Source organism: Candidatus Defluviilinea gracilis (assembly GCA_016716235.1).
GTDB lineage: Bacteria > Chloroflexota > Anaerolineae > Anaerolineales > Villigracilaceae > Defluviilinea > Defluviilinea gracilis.
On record JADJWS010000003.1, the window covers coordinates 600,302 to 616,810 of the forward strand.

Below are 16,509 nucleotides of genomic sequence, written 5' to 3' on the forward strand. Positions count from 1 at the left end.
GAGCGGTGACATTACCCTCTCCGCGCGCTACACTCCTTGGGGTGATACGTTCGATACCATCGGCGCTGGCAATTTCAGTCCCAGAGCGCGTGCTTCAAGGACACCATACATAATCTTAACTTACCCCCATCACATCGTCCCCATCATCAACTTCGGACGGTACTGCAACGCCTCCGCCAAATGCGCGGATTGAATCTCTTCGCTCCCTGCCAGATCAGCGATTGTGCGCGCGAGTTTCAGGATGCGATGATACGCTCGCGCCGACAGGTTCATCTGGCTCATTGCCGCACGCATCAGGCTCTGACCTTCATCCTGCAACTGGCAAAACTGACGTATCTCCCCCACGCGCATATCGGCGTTGCAGATAATATCGGATTGCGAATTGGCAAACCGCTTTTGTTGAATGTTTCTTGCGGCTTGCACGCGCGCGCGGATGGCTTCGCTTGATTCGCCAATTCGATCTCCGCTCAGCTTTTCATAATCCACGCGCGGGACTTCGATGCGGCTGCGCCGTGTCAATTCTATCGAGCAGTGGACCCGATATTCGTTTTTGGTATTTGGTCACCAGCGCAGTTGCTCACGTGCATGGTTTTTGTGAATCGCCGTAGTAGCCGCACGGGTGTGGTTGGATATACGACCTAGACAGTATTCCCCCACACACGTGATGATAAACCGCCGTGCGAAATGCCGAACCAACAGGATCACATGTATTCCCCATATACGCGATCTCGTTTATCTTACTAATCGCATGTAAAAAGATCTCATTGCTATATACTCCAAGTAAATACAGCTATGCCAATACTTAAGAGTCAAGTAGAATCTTAACAGTAAAAAAATTCTGAACAAGATAAATATGAAATCCCATCGTAAAGAACTTTGGTTCAACATCCCCACCCGCCGCGGCTTTGTAAACATAACTCCGCAAGTAGAAACCTGCCTGCATGAAAGTGGAATCTTGGAAGGCCTTATTCTGGTTTCTGCCATGCATATAACGGCGTCAGTGTTCATCAATGACGACGAATCAGGCTTGCACCAAGACTATGAAAAGTGGCTGGAAAAACTGGCTCCGCATGAACCTGTCAGCCAGTACCGTCATAACGATACCGGTGAAGACAATGCCGATGCACACATGAAGCGCCAGATCATGGGGCGGGAGGTAGTCGTTGCTGTGACAGATGGTAAACTTGACCTTGGTCCTTGGGAACAGATTTTCTACGGTGAATTTGATGGTCGACGGCGAAAACGAGTTTTGGTGAAAATCATCGGTGAATAAAAAGTCCTCTCGGTTTTTTTCCAAGAGGACTCTCTTTGATGCTTTCAAATCAATTGGTAGGTTTTGATTTTGTTTTCGACAGGAGTTGAACTAAGTTTGGTGAAATCTCAAAGTGGTAAGTGTGACAGACTTGTGAATGCCATGCACATCTCCGCATCCGTTTTCATCAACGACGATGAAACAGGCTTGCATCACGATTACGAACAATGGCTCGAGAAACTCGCGCCACATGAACCTGTGAGTCAATACCGTCACAACGACACAGGCGAAGACAACGCGGACTCTCACCTCAAACGTCAGATCATGGGACGCGAAGTTGTCGTCGCGATCACAAACGGCAAGTTAGATTTCGGTCCGTGGGAACAAATTTTTTATGGCGAGTTCGATGGGAGGCGAAAGAAGCGCGTGCTTGTGAAAATAATTGGGGAATAAAGCACTCTCACCACGAAGGGCACAAAGAGGCACTAAGGAAAATCGTTTTGGGTTTAGTCCGCTTCAGCGGGCTTTGTATGAATAGCACGGGGGTTCATCCCCGTGCGGGCATGACGAGGCGAGAAACTTGCAGGAAACTGAATCAACCGTCCCTGCGAATGCGCCGCACTGAGATTTGTCGAAGTGAGGCAAAAAAATCGTCCCGAAGGATTTGAGTCCTTCGGGACGGTTACTTTCTACGGGCAGTTGATCCGATAGACGATCAATTGCTCGATCTTTTGGGTTGCGTCTACCCTACCGCCGCCTTTGTTCAAGCCGACGATCTGGAAATCAAACCAACCCGGGTCTTGCCGTGAATCGGGGTTAACCATTTCACCGGTAAGCACCATCGAGAACACGCCCGGGCTGACTTCATCCATCTTGCCTGCGGTTCTCCATGGAGAATCATAGAGCGCTTGCGGGTAATCTCTTATCCGATAGAAGAGTTCGGCATCTGTGATATCGATCAATTTGGCGGTTGCCGTAAAGGTCAGTTCGCGCGTTACGCAACGCAGTGAGAATTCATTGCCCGATACCGAAATGTTGTTGAACACACCTTTGCCCAGCAAGTCATCCACCACGATGGCGCCGCCGGTAGCCGCAGTGGTGGGCGCGACAACAACAGGCGCTTGCGTGGGCGGAATGGCGGTCGGTTGCGCGGGCACAGGCGAAGCCTCAACCACCACTGTGACAACCACCGGTTGCTGCGGCTCTTGCGGGGCTTGAGTCGGTTCGACCACCACAGTCACAACGACGGGCTCGGGCGCCACCGGCTGGGCAGTGGGAGTCGCCGGCGCGGCGCACGCGGTAAGCGCGACCGCCAACAAGATAAATAAAAGTCTCTTCATTTTCTTTCACTCCTTTTTGGATAGTTAAACAATCTTAGCCCGGTGTCAGGTATGTGTACACGGCTCAATTCGATTTCTACTTTTCATTTTCGATAGTTTGGTGGCTTCTTGTCGCGAGGCATCATCCCCCAAAGTACCCATGAGGCTCTGATATAATTTTCACCATGCTCACGCCCGACCAGATCGAAAACAAACTGGATCGCGTCCTGTTGAGAGTGCAAAAGCCCGGTCGCTATGTGGGCGGCGAACTCAACACACGCTCAAGGTGGGACTCGGTTTCAGACCCGGGTCGCGTTCGTCTTCCCCGACATTTACGACATCGGCGTTTCGAACGTGGGACTCAAGATCCTCTACGACCAAGTGAATCAACGCGACGACGCGCTCGCCGAACGCGCCTACGCTCCGTGGCTGGATATGGAAGCGCTCATGCGCGAGCACGGGATTCCGCTGTACGCGCTCGAATCAAAACGACCTTTAGCCTGCTTCGACCTCATCGGCTTTACCCTCCCTTATGAGACTCTCTACACCAACGCGCTCAACATCCTCGACTTAGCCGGCATCCCTGTCCGCTCCGCAGACCGCGACGAGACCCACCCCATCATCATCGCCGGTGGACATTCCACCATGAACCCCGAACCCATGCACGCGTTCATTGATGCGTTCGTGATCGGCGAGGGGGAAGAGGTGATACACGACATCATCAACGTAATTCAGAGAGTCAAAGGTCAAACGTCACAAGTCGCAAGCGACCTTCGACTTTCGACATTTGACCGCAACGAATTACTTCGCTTACTCGCGCGAATCCCCGGCGTCTACGTCCCCACCTTCTACGAAGCCAATTATCTCGAAGATGGCACCGTTTCGCACATCGAGCCGACGATTCCCGAAATTTCAAAAGTTGTCACCAAGCGCGTTGTTGCCAAACTGCCTCCGCCGCCGACGAAGTTCATCGTCCCAAACATTGACATCGTCCACAACCGCGTGTCAGTGGAGATCATGCGCGGATGCACGCGCGGGTGCCGATTCTGTCACGCAGGGATGATCACCCGCCCCGTCCGCGAAAGACCCGTAGATGAAGTGGTCGAGGCGCTCGAGGCAGCGGTCAAATCCAGCGGCTTTGAGGAGATCGCGCTGTTGTCGTTGTCTTCGTCCGATTACACCAACGTGTTGGAGTTGGTCACGAAGGTCGGAGAAAAATTCGGCGGCACGCATCTCAAAGTTTCGTTGCCATCATTGCGAATCGAATCGGTCTCGATTGACCTGATGGAAAAACTCAGGGACAAACGCTCGGGCGGATTCACGCTCGCTCCCGAAGCCGCCACCGAACGGATGCGGCGCATCATCAACAAATATATTCCCGATGAAGATATCATCAACACCACGCGCGAAATTTACTCGCGCGGCTGGACGACGATCAAGCTGTATTTCATGATCGGTCATCCGAGCGAAACGCTTGAGGATGTTCAGGCAATTGCGGATTTGTGCAAGCGCGTCATCGCCGAGGGACGCAAAGTGGCGGGGATGCGCGTCAAGTTGAACGCGGGCGTCAGCACGTTCGTGCCAAAATCGCAGACACCGTTCCAGTGGGTTTCATGCGACACGCCTGAACAGATCCGCGCCAAGCAGGCATTGCTTCGCCGCGAACTGGGACGCGATCGAAGCATCAAACTGAGTCTCACCGACGCGGAAGATTCGTTCCTCGAAGCGTGGCTCTCACGCGGCGACAGAAAAATGGCGGAGGTCGTTTACTCCGCATGGAAGAACGGCTCGAAATTCGACGCGTGGCAGGAGGGACGAAAATACGACGCGTGGATCGCCGCCTTTGAGGGACACGGACTCGACCCAATGTTTTACACGCACCGCCAACGCCGAACGGACGAGGTCTTCCCGTGGGAACACATCACTGCCGCTGTTCGCAAAAACTTTTTATTCCAAGATTTCCGTCAATCGCTCGAGGGGCAGATCCGCGTGGATTGCCGCTTCGATTGTTTCGCCTGCGGCATCCTGCCGACGTTCGCGCAAATGCGACGCGAGAATCCCGGCGATGTGTGGAAGTGCCCGGAGGTGAAGTCGCCTTCGCGGAAAGTGATCAGTGAGGCAGTTGCAAGTGATCAGTTAGCAGTGAACAGTTTACCAATGGTCGGGGATTAACGCGTACGTTTTTCGATGAATAAATATTCCGTACGCCCTGCAAGAACCAGTGACATTGAAGCAGTATTCGATCTTGTTTCGACACAAAGGACGATCGACTTTGGCTCCGCGATGATCTCGCTGGACGACTTGCAAAAGAGATGGAGCAAATTCGATCTTGAGAACGATACCATCACCGCATTTTCAGAGGACAGTTGGCAGGTTATGCGGAACTGCGCGATGGCGACCTTCGCCTTTTATTTATCTGGCAGATCGAAATAACATTGACCTCGGTTTTCCAACTCCTGTCATTGCTTGAAAAGAAAGCCGCTTCACGCGCCAAAGAAACATTTCAGCTCATTACACAAATCAGTGAAAAGAACCAGCCGCTTCTGCAACTCTTCGCATCAAAGGGATATCACTCGAATCTTTCTTTTCTCATCATGGAATCATCGTTGAGCGAACGACCTGCGCCTGCACGTTGGGCGGAGGGGATTCGCGTCCGAACGTTTGAACGCGGCTTGGACGAACAAGTCACGTACCAGACCGACGAGGAAGCAGGGAAAGATAAGGGCTATCACTCTCCGCTTAGCTATGAAGGTTGGGTCAAACGCATGGGCTTGGATCGCGAAGATTTCGACCCAAGCATCTGGTTCCTTGCCTGCGCTGGAAATGATGTCGTTGGCGTCGCACTCAACGTACACGATCTGGAAGGTAGCGTCGCCTGGGTTGACCATTTGAGCGTGCGACGCGAGTGGCGCAACAAGGGAATCGGCAAAGCCTTGTTGCTATATTCCTTTGGTGAATTCTACAAACGAGGACTCAAGACTGTAAAATTGAGCGTGGACTCAAAGAGCCTGACCAATGCGCCGAGGCTGTATGAAAGCGTGGGGATGAAGATCGTCCAGCAATATCACATTTACAAAAAAGAACTCCAGGTGTGATAGGATTCGGCGTTACCTGCCATGATAAAGAAACAATTCATTGACAAATTAATGCGCGAACGCGACAAGTTCGAGTTGACCTTGAACCGCGTCGGCTACTCGCGCCGCATGACGTTGAAGGGCGTAACAGAGAAATGGTCTATCAAGGATATTCTCGCGCACATCCTGGCTTACGAACTGTATATCGCGGATCGTATGAACGAAATTTTGCATGGACAAGAGTACACGCCTTGCAAGACACAATCCGCGTTGGATGCTTTCCTCGAGGAGTTCGGCTATCCCGATTTCGGCTCTCCCCTGCTGGATGACGACGCGCCAAATGCGTGGGTGGTGGAAAAATATAAAAATGTTTCGCTGGAGGATGTTGTCGCGCAAGAGATTCAAGGCGTTTTCATCCATCGTTACGATGCTCGAAACAATGCCGCAGAAGTTGATTGATGAGCATAATCTCTTCGACCGCATCGCCAACAACACGTTCAAACATTACCGTGAGCACCTGAGGGACATTCGTCAGTGGCTCAAAACACACGCGGTGAATGCCAAGTAGAGCGAGATATTATCTCGCTATACAAACATCATGCGGATACGAATCACATTTTCCAAACAGGGACCGCTTCGCTACACGGGGCATCTCGACTTGCACAAGTTGTGGGAACGCGCCGCCCGCCGCGCCGAACTTCCGCTGGCGTATTCGCAGGGATTTCACCCACAGCCGAAGATGAGTCTCGCGGCGGCGTTGCCGTTGGGGTTTTCGTCCACGTGCGAGATGTTAGACATGCGTCTCGAACGCGACGTTGAGTTGGACGGCTTACCTGCGAAATTGAACGCGACCCTGCCGCCAGGGGTTCGAGTGTCAGGCGTTGAGCAAGTTGACGAGCGCGAACCAGCCTTGCAGACGCAGGTCGCTTCGGCGGAGTATCAAGTCAAATTGGCAGAGGCAGGCGGAGGGTCCGATCTGAAGCGCAGGGTTGAGTCCGTTTTGGAATCCGAATCCATCCTCCGAGAACGTCGCGGAAAGAAGTATGACTTGCGTCCGTTGATCGAGTGGATGGAAGCGATGGATGATACAATCGTGATGAAATTGGCGGCGCGCGAAGGCGCAACGGGGAGACCCGAAGAGGTGTTAGATGTGTTGGGCATCGCGTTCGATGAGACGAAGATCGAGCGGACACAGTTGATATTTCGAGACTCTTCGCTCAGAGTGACATAAAAATTAATTGGAGGAGAGATGGCATTACTTGGAGCGTTTTTCTTTGGTTTTGTGCCGATGTTTGTGTTCGCGGCATTCGTGAACTGGCTGGATCGTTATGAAAAAGAGCCGAAGCTATTGCTCGGCGCGGCGTTCGTGTGGGGCGTGGTGATCGCCGGGGGCGGCGCGTATATTTTGAACACGGTGTTCGGTATCGGCATCTATGTGCTGACGGGTTCGGAAAGCGCGGCAGACTTCGGCACAACCTCCATCGTTGCGCCGATTATCGAGGAAGCGTTGAAAGGGCTGGCGGTGGGCGTGGTCTTCCTGCTTTTCCGTAAGGAGTTCGATTCGATCCTGGATGGCGTCGTCTACGGCGCGATCACCGCCATGGGGTTTGCCGCGATCGAAAACGTGTTGTACATTTACCGCAACGGTTTTCAGCAAGGCGGCTGGGAAGGTTTCTGGATTCTCGTGGTAGTTCGGGTGGTCTTGGTGGGCTGGATGCATCCGTTCTTTACGGCGTTCACCGGTATCGGCTTCGCCGTGGCGCGCATGAGCAGAAACATGCTGGTAAAGATCATCGCGGTGCCGGCGGGTTATGTGGTTGCCGTGCTCACCCACTCGTTCCACAATACCTTCGGCTCGCTCGTCGGCGGTGAGGGTGGGTTCTTCCTCGGCATCCTCGCCGATTATTTCGGCTACTTTTTCATGACGGCGTTCATCATCTGGATGATCATCCATGAGCGCAACATTTTGAAGCGGCAGTTGGTAGAGGAAGTGAACAGCGGGACGATCTCGCAGCAGCAATATCAGACCGCCATTTCGTTCTTTCAGTTCAACGCGCATATTTCGGCGCTCACCTCGGGGAGTTTCGGTCCTACAAAGCGTTTTTATCAAGTATTGGGCGAGCTGGCGCACAAAAAAGAGCAACGCGTCAGGGTAGGCGAAGAAACAAACAACACAGAGATCATTAACGGCTATCGTACCGAGTTAACGCGGCTGGCTCCGTTGGCGAAGGCGTGACCAATCACACGATGCCGCCGCAGTTCACCTGCGGCGGCATCGTTCGCTTGTGATAAAATTTTTAACCCGCCCCCGTAGCTCAGTGGACAGAGTGTCGGCCTCCGGAGCCGAAGAGCGCAGTTCGAGTCTGCGCGGGGGCGCACAAAAGACCGCCGCGAGGCGGTTTTCGTTTTGATCAGTTGGGCGGGATGGCATCCCGCCCAACGAAACTGATTTTATTTTGCATTACAATTCAAGCGCAATGAAAAAGTTTATTTCGATCTGTTGGCTGGCGATCTTTTGCGCGGGGTGCAGTTTTTCTGTGGATGTGATCGAAGCGGACACGCCAACCGCGTTGGTCGTCACGTCGACGTTACCGGCCTCGCCGACCTCGAAGCCCAGCGAAACGCCGCTTCCGCCTCTTCCCACGAGTACAGTTGCTCCGGCGGCGGGGACAACATCCACACAGGTGAATGTGCGCGTCGAACCGTCTACGGCGGGCGAAGTGGTTGGCATCATCCCGGCAAACACGAACGTGGAGATCATCGGCAAAGACCCCGGCGGGAATTGGTGGCAGATCAAGTACCCGCAGGCGACGGAGGGGAAAGGCTGGGTAACGGCGGAGTTCATCGTCACCACGGGCGAGCCAACTGTCCCTGTGGTGGGAGGCGCGGGGGTGAATCCGAACGGCGATCATGTGGCGATCATCCAACAGCAACTCAATGTGCGCAGCGGACCCGGCACGAGTTTCAATTCCATCGGCACGTTGAACGCGCGGGATGTGGTCACGCTGACGGGCAAGGATGCGAGTGGAGCATGGTTGCAGATCGTCTTTGCGGCGGGACCAGACGGATTGGGTTGGGTGAATGCGGCGTTCGTTCAGGCAACTCGTGTAGATTCGCTCCCGATCGTGACAGACACGGGGCTGGTGATCGGCACCGGCACCCCGGAAAATACCGCCAGCCCGGCTTTGCCAACGGTTGCGCCTGCCGCGCCGGATCATGATTCGGCGGTGGCGCCCGCGGTGAATATCACATTGACCTCGGCTGGGGCGAGTTCGTTTCAGTATTCGAGCGATGTCTCCTCCCCCATCGGCGACGCGGAGGATTGGATTCAGTTCAAGACTTTTTCGGTGAATACGAAATTGGAGTTGGAGTGCGCGGGGAGCGGCTCGTATATTGCGGAGTTGCTGTTGAACTATTCGGTGGTGGAGTCGCTTGTGTGCGGGAAGATCATTTTGTTCCTCAGCGACCCGGGCGGGGTGTATGCGGTGCATTTCGTTTCGTCGCCTACCGGGGGGTTGGAGTATACAAAATACACGTTGAAGGTGGAGGCGATCCCATGACCTTTGTTTTATTGCATTTTGATTGTGCCAGTTTGTACTAAGAAACCTTTTATGGTAGAGTTAATCGAACAAACATTCAGGCAGTTTTTTGGACGCTGAAAACGTTGATTCAAAAGCGTATCTCTGCGTTTTTCCGCGTGGGTCAGTGCTCTACAATTCGAGTCAGATAACTTTACACTCAACGAGGGATGTCCTGCATGGCTACTGAGAGGATACCGGATATTATCATCGGGCGGTTGCCCATTTATTTGAGGGCGTTACAACGGCTGTCTGATCAGGGGATTCAAACCACTTCGTCGCAGGATTTGGGGGCTATCGTGGGCATTTCTGCCGCGCAGATCCGCAAGGATATTTCACAATTCGGCGAGTTCGGCAAACAAGGGACGGGGTATTCGATCTCTTACCTGATGGAAAAATTGCGAAGCATCCTCAAAATGGATCGCGTTTGGGATGTGATCATCGTGGGCATGGGCGACATCGGTCACGCGCTGGCGCATTACGAAGAATTCAACAAACGCGGCTTTCATGTGAGCATGGTGTTCGATAACGATCCTAAGAAAATCGGCCGCAAAGTGGGGGATTTCGAGGTGCTCGATTCGGCGAATCTGGCAGAGAAGATCAGAAGCCAAAAGATCAAAGTGGCGATGCTGTGCGTGCCCGCCTCTTCGGCGCAGGAAGCCGCAGACCAACTCGTGAAGGCGGGCATCAAAGCCATCCTCAACTACGCCCCGATCAGTATCAATGTGCCAGAGGATGTGAAGGTGCAGTATGTGGACCCGGTCACGCATTTGCAGAGGATGACGTATTATCTGTAGAGATGAATTAATCTGACGCCGTCTAATCTGCCACGTGGCGTATTATGCGGCGGCGGTATAACCCCTAGTTAGGCAACCCCTTCCAATTTATAAGGAAATTTTTAAACGGCACATGCAACCAGAGCGATTATCGAGAATTCCCGTTTATGAAAGTCCCTGGGTAAACCTGTATCTTGATAAGGTGAAATTTCCAAATGGGCTTGTGATTGAAAAATATCATCTTCTGGATTTTCCTCGTGCCGCAGTCGCAGCAATTGTAGAAAACGATTCGAGAAATATTGTGTTTGCCCGTATTTCCCGCTATACGACTGGCTTAACTGAATGGGAACTACCCGCAGGCGGCGTGAAAATTAACGAAACTGAAATTGAAGCCGCCAAAGGAGAGAAACATGAGCGAATCAAATCGTATTAAGTACTTACGCATCACGCTGTGGGTTGTTGGATTTGTCGCTACTTTTGGGCTTTGGCCTCTCACTCAACTTTGGCCATCCGGATGGTCATGGCATGCTGAGGGACGCTCCTATTATCTAGAGATGATCATCGGCATTTACGCCACGCTGGGAATATTTCTCATCCTTGCTGCTCGAGATCCGCTCAAACACCTAAGCCTTATTTGGTTCACCGTGTGGTCAAGCGTGGTACATGGAGGCATTATGGCTGTGCAGTCATTCGACAGCATAAATAACATGGGGCATCTCTATGGGGATGTCTTGGTGCTGTTTGCTGTTGCCGCTGTATTAGCCTTCCTCGCCCCGCACAGCGATACAATCGCTGGCTCATAATTTACTGACGGTACAAGTAGACTGCTATCACAAGGAGATTCTTTTATCATGAACGAACTTCCAACGGGCGCGCGAGATTTTGATTGGTATTTTGGCGCATGGCATGTCCATAATCGGATGCTGCGAAAGCGGTTAGCCGACTCAAATGATTGGTGGGAATTTCCCGCGACGGATGTTGTTAAACCCATATTGGGCGGGCTGGGGAAATATATGAGACGGCTTTCGCCCGCACCCCCCCGCCGGCTCCCCCTTCCGTTTTTTTTCCTCCCCCCAGATGGGGATTCTGGGGGGGGGGGGGGGGGGGCAGGGGGGCAGCGCCCAAAATGGGGGGGCCCGGGGAGGGGGGGGGGCTTTTTCCCGGGGGGGGCCTTTTCCCCCCGGCGGGCCCGGGTTCGGTCCTCCCGGGGGGGGGGCGGGGAAAGGCCCCCACCGGGGGGGGGGGGGTTCCTTTTTCCGGGGGCCCTTGGGAGGCCTGGGGGGAGGGGGGGCCCCCGGGGGGGGAAGGAAAAAAGTTTAATTTCGGGGGCTTTTTCCGCCCCGCCCAACCCCCAGGGAGGCCGGGGGGGGCCCCCGGGGCGGGGGGGTCCCCGGGCCGGGTTGGGGTTTTGGGGCTTCGGGGGCCTTCCGGCCCCCGCGGGGGGGTGGAAAAAAGGACAATTCATGGATTACCCAGCAGGAAAAGCGCCTCTCACATATTTCACTTTCTTGATCGTGTTATCTCTTGCATGTAGTAGCATCACAATATCCATAGACGACAACCCGCCCCCGTCTAAACCCTCTGCGCAGACTCGGCAAATTGGTTTTAATTTTTGGGGGCAAGTCCCATCGTCGCCAAAAGGCGATTTGTCCGCCAGGCGACACTTGTTCCTGCACGAATATTCCATGCCGTCAGATGGATTTATTAACGGGATCATGTATCTCAACGACAGCGACAAAGCCGTCGAACAATTCGACTTGCTGATCCTGCGACCCAACGATGATGGCTGGAAGGTCGTCTATCGCATTCACGTATCCGACGACTCGCCCTCCGCCCAAACAGGGACCACGGTGGTAAAACTGTCAAGCTCTTTAACCGTCCAGAAAAATGATATTTTTGCTCACTGGCAGGATACTCCGAACGGCGCAATCCCCCTGAACGCTGACGATTCATCCGTTGACGGGTTTAGCGTGGGGCAATATGGTTTCCAATCTTCTCAAGTTGAAGTGGGGCAGCAAATCGACATCGATGGATTTCTCGGCGAGCGCGATTACTTCATCGCTTTGATGTTTTCAACCAATCAGTGACATGAAGGATAACGCGCAATCCACTCGAATCAAAAATTTGACACGCATCAATACTAGTTGAGTTTATTTCTTGGGCTGCCCACGAAAAAACGCTGATTTTGCGTTCCTCAGCGCAAACCAGCGTTTCTCTGTGCCTCAGATAAAATCTAAGAGGGAATCTTGATTACTTTTCAGACTTGCGGCAAACTACGCCGTAAAATGTTATACATCGGGATCGCTTTCACTGTGCCCTCCACGACGCACGTCATCGGCGTATCGACCAAATAGGCGGGGATGCCCAAAGATTTCGTCAGCAATTTATCGATACCGCGCAAGAGCGCCCCGCCGCCGCACAACGCCACACCGCGATCGATGATGTCCGATACGAGTTCGGGCGGAGTCTTCTCCAACACGCGGCGACCGGTCTCGACGACTGCCTTGAGCGGGTCTTGCAACGCTTCGACGATCTCGCCGGTCGTCAACGTGACCGGGCGCGGCAAACCGGTCACTTGGTCCTGTCCCTGCACTTCCATGCTATTCTCGGTATCCTGCGGAACCGCCGCGCCGATCCTTGTCTTAAGTTGTTCGGCGGTCACCTGCCCGATCACCACGCCATATTTCCTGCGCACATAATTAACGATGGCATCGTCGAAATCCATACCGCCGGAGCGCAGGGTCTCCGCAGAGACAATGCCATACATCGCCAGCACAGCCGCCTCAGTGCACCCGCCGCCGAGGCAGATCACCATGTTACCCGAAGGCGAACCAATCGGAAGGTCCACCCCGATCGCCGCCGCAAGCGGTTGTTGAATCAAAAACGCCTCGCGGCTTCCAGCCTCCAGCACAGCTTCGTATACTGCGCGCCGCTCCACGCTGGTGACTCCGTTGGGAACGGAGATCATGACGCGGGGGCGAAAGATGCGCATGCTTCCACTAGCGCGTGAAAGCAGGTACGAGAGAAGCGTCTCGGTGATTTCATAATCCGCGATCACGCCGTTCTTCAAGGGACGCGCCACTTCGATGCTCTCCGGCACGCGGCCGTACATATCGCGCGCCTCCTGCCCCACCGCCACCATCTTCTGCTCAATCGCCTCGATCGCAACGATGGTCGGCTCCTGAGCCAGCACCTGAGTCGAATCAGCCAAGCGGGTGAACATCGTTCCCAGGTCGATACCCAGGTCTTTGGAAAACATTGCCATTCGTGTTTTTCTCTTTCCCGTTTCGTTGGAAGTGAACCGATGATACCTGAAAGACAATTCATTGTCTAGCAGAATGTTTTAAACTTCATAACCCTTGTCATCTGACAGCATTGCGCTATCATTAGCTCGAAAAATTTTGAATCAAATAAAAGGAGATTCAAATCCTCATGAAGCGCTATTGGAAGGTCGCCGTTCTTGCCAACATCAAGGATGATTCACAGCCCAAGCCGGAGGGCGTCCCACCGGATGCCTTCTCAGATTTCGACCACATAGAAACTATTGATTCGCTTCGTGCCGCCATTGAAACTGACGGCCACAAAACGGTCTTCATCCAAGCCGACAGGGACTTGCCCTTCGCGTTGCGCGATCACCAACCGGATATCTGCTTCAACATCGCCGAAGGACTCGGCGGCGACGCGCGCGAGGCGCAAGTGCCAGCCCTGCTTGAAATGATGAGCATCCCCTATACCGGCTCGCGCGTGCTGACCAACGGCATCTCGCTCGATAAAACCCTGACAAAACGCATCTGGCGCGACCGGCGGTTGCCCGTCGCGCCGTTTCAAGAGTTCATCGTCGGCGACGAACCACTTCGACCCGAATTAAAATATCCGCTCTTCGTCAAACCGGCGCGCGAAGGCACCGGCATGGGCGTGGACACAAAAGCCATCGTCACCAAAGAAAAGGAATTACGCGAGCGGGCGCAATATATCATCAACACCTATCAGCAACCTGCGCTGGTGGAGGTCTTTCTACCTGGGCGTGAATTCACCGTCGGCATCCTGGGGCGCGCCGATGCGAAACTCTACTCGCGCAACCCTGAGTGGTATGAAAAAGACGGCTTCCACCGTTTCCCCATCCTCGAATTGGATATGACGCGTTCCGTTACCCCGAACGTGTACAGCAATGCCTCCAAGTCGAAAGAAGTAGGTGAAGAAGGCGCTCCCGGTTATTTCTGCCCGGCGGTGGTGGAACCCGAATTGGAAAAGAAACTCCGCTATTTCGCCTTGCGCGCGCATCAACTGCTCGGCGCGTTGGATATATCGCGTACCGATATCCGCCTCGATGATGAGGGCAACCCGCGCCTGCTCGAGATCAACACCCTGCCCGGGCTCACGCCTGATTACAGCGATTTGTGCTTGCAAGCCAAAGCAGAAGGCATTCGCTATGAGGATCTCATCCTCGATATTTTGTACCTCGGCGCGTCGCGCTGGGGCATGGTTTCTCCGCGCGAAGTTCCTACAGTAACGAAGAGTTAATATTAAATTGGGACGCAGATAAACGTTGATTTACCCTGAAAAGAAAAATCTGCGTTTTCTGCGTTCATCAGCGTCCAAGTAAAATTTGTTTGTCAAACCCACACAAATTCCACATAATTCCACCAACATACGTGAACTCTGCAACGCGGCAACTTGGTATACTGACCGTATGTCAAAAACCATCCTCGTTGTAGACGATGAAAAGCGGTTGGTCTCGCTGGTAGAGAGTTACCTCAAGCAAGAAGGCTATCGCGTTGCCACCGCGCACAACGGAAAAGAAGCGCTGACCGCCGCGCGCCGCGACAAGCCCGATCTCATCGTGCTTGATGTGATGATGCCCGAAATGGACGGTTACGAGTTCATGCGCAAACACCGCGCCGAGAGCAATACGCCGATCATCCTGCTCACCGCCCGGGTGGACGATGAAGAAAAAGTTGTCGGCCTCGAAGTCGGCGCGGACGATTACATGACCAAGCCATTTCGTCCGCGCGAATTGGTGGCACGCGTCCGCGCTGTGTTACGCCGCGCGGGAGAAAAAGAACCTTCTGCCAAAGTGTTGAAGGCGGCAGATATCGTCTTGGACCGAGACACGCGCACGGTTAAAGTAGGGGAAGAGTTCGTTGACCTCACTCCTTCTGAATTCGACATCCTCACCGCGCTGATGGCATCGCCCGGACGTGTCTATTCACGGCTCGACCTGCTGGACATCATCCAGGGAGTCCGTTACGAAGGCTACGAGCGCACTATTGATACGCATATCAAAAACCTGCGCGGCAAAATAGAAAACGATCCGCGCGCGCCGCAATATGTCGAAACCGTGTACGGTGTTGGCTATCGATTCAAAAGAGAATAAGTGTTATGCGCTCCATCTCCTCGAAATTAATTCTGGCATTCCTCAGCATCGGCATCCTCAGCATCGTCATCATCGCCGTTACAGCCACATGGAACACGCGCGCCGAGTTCATCCGCTTTCTCAACGATCAATCACAAACGGACACGATCAGCGAGCTTTCGAACTATCACCTTGAGAACGGTTCATGGGACGGGTTGCAAATAGATTATTTTTCAAATCAACCCAAACCGGGCTACGGACCCGGCCCGAATCACGCACATGCAAAATCCTTTGCGTTGGCAGATGCAAACGGCGTAGTGATCCTCTCGAACGGAAAATACAGACCCGGCGATACACTTTCACCCTCTGACCTTTCGGCGGGAACCCGGCTGACCGAAAACGGAACTGTGATCGGTATCTTCGTCCCAATGAGCACACCGTATCAAGGTCAACCGCGCGAACTCGAATTCATCGAACGGATCAATACCACGCTATTTTACGGCGCGCTCATCGGTGCAGTCTTTGCGTTAGGATTGGGCATTTTCCTCTCGCGCACGATCACGCGTCCCATCCGCGAACTGACCCAAGCCACACACGCGGTTTCGGAGGGCGATCTTTCGCAACAGGTCACGGTCCGTTCCCACGATGAACTGGGTGAACTTGCCAAAGCCTTCAACAAAATGAGCGCGGAACTGTTGCGCTCGGTCAACGCCCGCAAACAAATGACCGCCGACATCGCGCACGAACTCCGCACGCCATTGAGTTTGATCTTGGGGCACGCGGAAGCAGTGCACGACGGCGTGTTACCTCCAACAAAAGAAAACTTCGAGATCATCCGCGAAGAAGCCGCGCGACTTGAACACCTCGTCAACGATCTGCGGACATTGTCTCTTGCCGACGCGGGCGAATTGACCATCAATCTGCAGATCATTGAGCCAGACCGATTGATTCAAGAAGTGGCATCGCTTTATCAATTCGAAACACAAAAGAAAAATATCTCGCTTGAACTGGATATTGCTTCGCCTCTTCCCACCGTTGAGGTTGATCCCGCGCGGATAACGCAAGTCCTCACCAATATTCTGGATAATGCCCTGCGCCACACGCCCGAAGGCGGGAGCATCGTCCTTTCTGCGAATCAAGCAGGCGATCATGTTGAC

At 53.6% G+C, this 16,509-nt stretch carries 16 protein-coding genes, 1 tRNA gene and 2 pseudogenes; 16 read left to right on the forward strand and 3 right to left on the reverse strand.

The window, feature by feature from the left end; genetic code table 11:
- Positions 1-129 precede the first annotated feature (129 nt).
- Positions 130-718, reverse strand: a pseudogene (locus IPM31_16695) (ATP-binding protein).
- 135 nt (positions 719-853) lie between these two features.
- On the opposite strand from IPM31_16695, the gene IPM31_16700 reads away from it, so the two are divergent.
- Together IPM31_16700 and IPM31_16705 are read left to right on the forward strand one after the other, a co-directional pair.
- Entirely contained in the window at positions 854-1,273 is a 420-nt protein-coding gene (locus IPM31_16700; GenBank protein MBK9008616.1) for a YjbQ family protein, read from the forward strand.
- A gap of 129 nt (positions 1,274-1,402) precedes the next feature.
- A pseudogene (locus IPM31_16705) lies at positions 1,403-1,705 on the forward strand (YjbQ family protein).
- A gap of 236 nt (positions 1,706-1,941) precedes the next feature.
- Here the strand turns inward: IPM31_16705 and IPM31_16710 are convergent.
- Positions 1,942-2,592, reverse strand: coding sequence for a hypothetical protein (locus IPM31_16710; protein ID MBK9008617.1), 651 nt, complete (start codon positions 2,590-2,592; stop codon positions 1,942-1,944).
- A 234-nt stretch (positions 2,593-2,826) separates the two neighbouring features.
- Here IPM31_16710 and IPM31_16715 point away from each other — a divergent pair, with 234 nt between their 5' ends.
- The 11 genes from IPM31_16715 to IPM31_16765 all read left to right on the forward strand — a co-directional run bounded on the left by IPM31_16715 (position 2,827) and on the right by IPM31_16765 (position 12,086).
- Entirely contained in the window at positions 2,827-4,743 is a 1,917-nt protein-coding gene (locus IPM31_16715; GenBank protein MBK9008618.1) for a TIGR03960 family B12-binding radical SAM protein, read from the forward strand.
- A 194-nt stretch (positions 4,744-4,937) separates the two neighbouring features.
- Positions 4,938-5,666: a GNAT family N-acetyltransferase gene (locus IPM31_16720; protein MBK9008619.1), complete on the forward strand. Its 729-nt coding sequence runs from the start codon at positions 4,938-4,940 to the stop codon at positions 5,664-5,666.
- 21 nt (positions 5,667-5,687) lie between these two features.
- On the forward strand, positions 5,688-6,104 hold the full coding sequence (locus tag IPM31_16725; GenBank protein MBK9008620.1) for a hypothetical protein: 417 nt from the start codon (positions 5,688-5,690) through the stop codon (positions 6,102-6,104).
- 139 nt (positions 6,105-6,243) lie between these two features.
- Positions 6,244-6,876, forward strand: coding sequence for a DUF2344 domain-containing protein (locus tag IPM31_16730; GenBank protein ID MBK9008621.1), 633 nt, complete (start codon positions 6,244-6,246; stop codon positions 6,874-6,876).
- Between the two features lie 18 nt (positions 6,877-6,894).
- Positions 6,895-7,881 carry a PrsW family intramembrane metalloprotease gene (locus IPM31_16735; protein ID MBK9008622.1) on the forward strand — a complete coding sequence of 329 codons (987 nt, stop codon included), beginning with the start codon at positions 6,895-6,897 and terminating at the stop codon, positions 7,879-7,881.
- Between the two features lie 68 nt (positions 7,882-7,949).
- Positions 7,950-8,021: transfer RNA gene (locus IPM31_16740), tRNA-Arg, on the forward strand.
- Between the two features lie 101 nt (positions 8,022-8,122).
- Positions 8,123-9,205: an SH3 domain-containing protein gene (locus IPM31_16745; protein MBK9008623.1), complete on the forward strand. Its 1,083-nt coding sequence runs from the start codon at positions 8,123-8,125 to the stop codon at positions 9,203-9,205.
- Positions 9,206-9,402: 197 nt separating this feature from the next.
- Positions 9,403-10,020 carry a redox-sensing transcriptional repressor Rex gene (locus IPM31_16750; protein ID MBK9008624.1) on the forward strand — a complete coding sequence of 206 codons (618 nt, stop codon included), beginning with the start codon at positions 9,403-9,405 and terminating at the stop codon, positions 10,018-10,020.
- A gap of 112 nt (positions 10,021-10,132) precedes the next feature.
- Positions 10,133-10,432: a hypothetical protein gene (locus tag IPM31_16755; GenBank protein MBK9008625.1), complete on the forward strand. Its 300-nt coding sequence runs from the start codon at positions 10,133-10,135 to the stop codon at positions 10,430-10,432.
- Positions 10,410-10,802 (forward strand): hypothetical protein, encoded by a 393-nt coding sequence (locus tag IPM31_16760; protein MBK9008626.1) that lies wholly within the window; start codon positions 10,410-10,412, stop codon positions 10,800-10,802. The genes IPM31_16755 and IPM31_16760 overlap by 23 nt, the downstream gene beginning before the upstream one ends.
- A gap of 660 nt (positions 10,803-11,462) precedes the next feature.
- Complete coding sequence (locus tag IPM31_16765; protein ID MBK9008627.1) at positions 11,463-12,086, forward strand: hypothetical protein; 624 nt, start codon at positions 11,463-11,465, stop codon at positions 12,084-12,086.
- A gap of 170 nt (positions 12,087-12,256) precedes the next feature.
- Here IPM31_16765 and IPM31_16770 read toward each other — a convergent pair whose 3' ends face one another.
- Positions 12,257-13,264 carry a rod shape-determining protein gene (locus tag IPM31_16770; GenBank protein ID MBK9008628.1) on the reverse strand — a complete coding sequence of 336 codons (1,008 nt, stop codon included), beginning with the start codon at positions 13,262-13,264 and terminating at the stop codon, positions 12,257-12,259.
- A 167-nt stretch (positions 13,265-13,431) separates the two neighbouring features.
- Here IPM31_16770 and IPM31_16775 point away from each other — a divergent pair, with 167 nt between their 5' ends.
- The 3 genes from IPM31_16775 to IPM31_16785 all read left to right on the forward strand — a co-directional run.
- A complete protein-coding gene (locus IPM31_16775; protein MBK9008629.1) occupies positions 13,432-14,520 on the forward strand; it encodes a hypothetical protein in 1,089 nt (362 codons plus the stop codon).
- Positions 14,521-14,689: 169 nt separating this feature from the next.
- Positions 14,690-15,373: a response regulator transcription factor gene (locus IPM31_16780; GenBank protein MBK9008630.1), complete on the forward strand. Its 684-nt coding sequence runs from the start codon at positions 14,690-14,692 to the stop codon at positions 15,371-15,373.
- Between the two features lie 5 nt (positions 15,374-15,378).
- Positions 15,379-16,509, forward strand: a 1,131-nt coding sequence (locus IPM31_16785) for a HAMP domain-containing protein (protein ID MBK9008631.1), incomplete at its 3' end; no start/stop codon positions are given.

Bases quoted from the DNA above. Each gene is read 5' to 3' on its own strand.
- IPM31_16700 (MBK9008616.1), top strand. From the start codon at position 854: ATGAAATCCCATCGTAAAGAACTTTGGTTCAACATCCCCACCCGCCGC.
- IPM31_16715 (MBK9008618.1), top strand. From the start codon at position 2,827: ATGTGGGCGGCGAACTCAACACACGCTCAAGGTGGGACTCGGTTTCAG.
- IPM31_16770 (MBK9008628.1), bottom strand. From the start codon at position 13,264: ATGGCAATGTTTTCCAAAGACCTGGGTATCGACCTGGGAACGATGTTC.
- IPM31_16725 (MBK9008620.1), top strand. From the start codon at position 5,688: ATGATAAAGAAACAATTCATTGACAAATTAATGCGCGAACGCGACAAG.
- IPM31_16755 (MBK9008625.1), top strand. From the start codon at position 10,133: ATGCAACCAGAGCGATTATCGAGAATTCCCGTTTATGAAAGTCCCTGG.
- IPM31_16780 (MBK9008630.1), top strand. From the start codon at position 14,690: ATGTCAAAAACCATCCTCGTTGTAGACGATGAAAAGCGGTTGGTCTCG.
- IPM31_16750 (MBK9008624.1), top strand. From the start codon at position 9,403: ATGGCTACTGAGAGGATACCGGATATTATCATCGGGCGGTTGCCCATT.
- IPM31_16765 (MBK9008627.1), top strand. From the start codon at position 11,463: ATGGATTACCCAGCAGGAAAAGCGCCTCTCACATATTTCACTTTCTTG.
- IPM31_16710 (MBK9008617.1), bottom strand. From the start codon at position 2,592: ATGAAGAGACTTTTATTTATCTTGTTGGCGGTCGCGCTTACCGCGTGC.
- IPM31_16735 (MBK9008622.1), top strand. From the start codon at position 6,895: ATGGCATTACTTGGAGCGTTTTTCTTTGGTTTTGTGCCGATGTTTGTG.
- IPM31_16775 (MBK9008629.1), top strand. From the start codon at position 13,432: ATGAAGCGCTATTGGAAGGTCGCCGTTCTTGCCAACATCAAGGATGAT.
- IPM31_16760 (MBK9008626.1), top strand. From the start codon at position 10,410: ATGAGCGAATCAAATCGTATTAAGTACTTACGCATCACGCTGTGGGTT.
- IPM31_16745 (MBK9008623.1), top strand. From the start codon at position 8,123: ATGAAAAAGTTTATTTCGATCTGTTGGCTGGCGATCTTTTGCGCGGGG.
- IPM31_16730 (MBK9008621.1), top strand. From the start codon at position 6,244: ATGCGGATACGAATCACATTTTCCAAACAGGGACCGCTTCGCTACACG.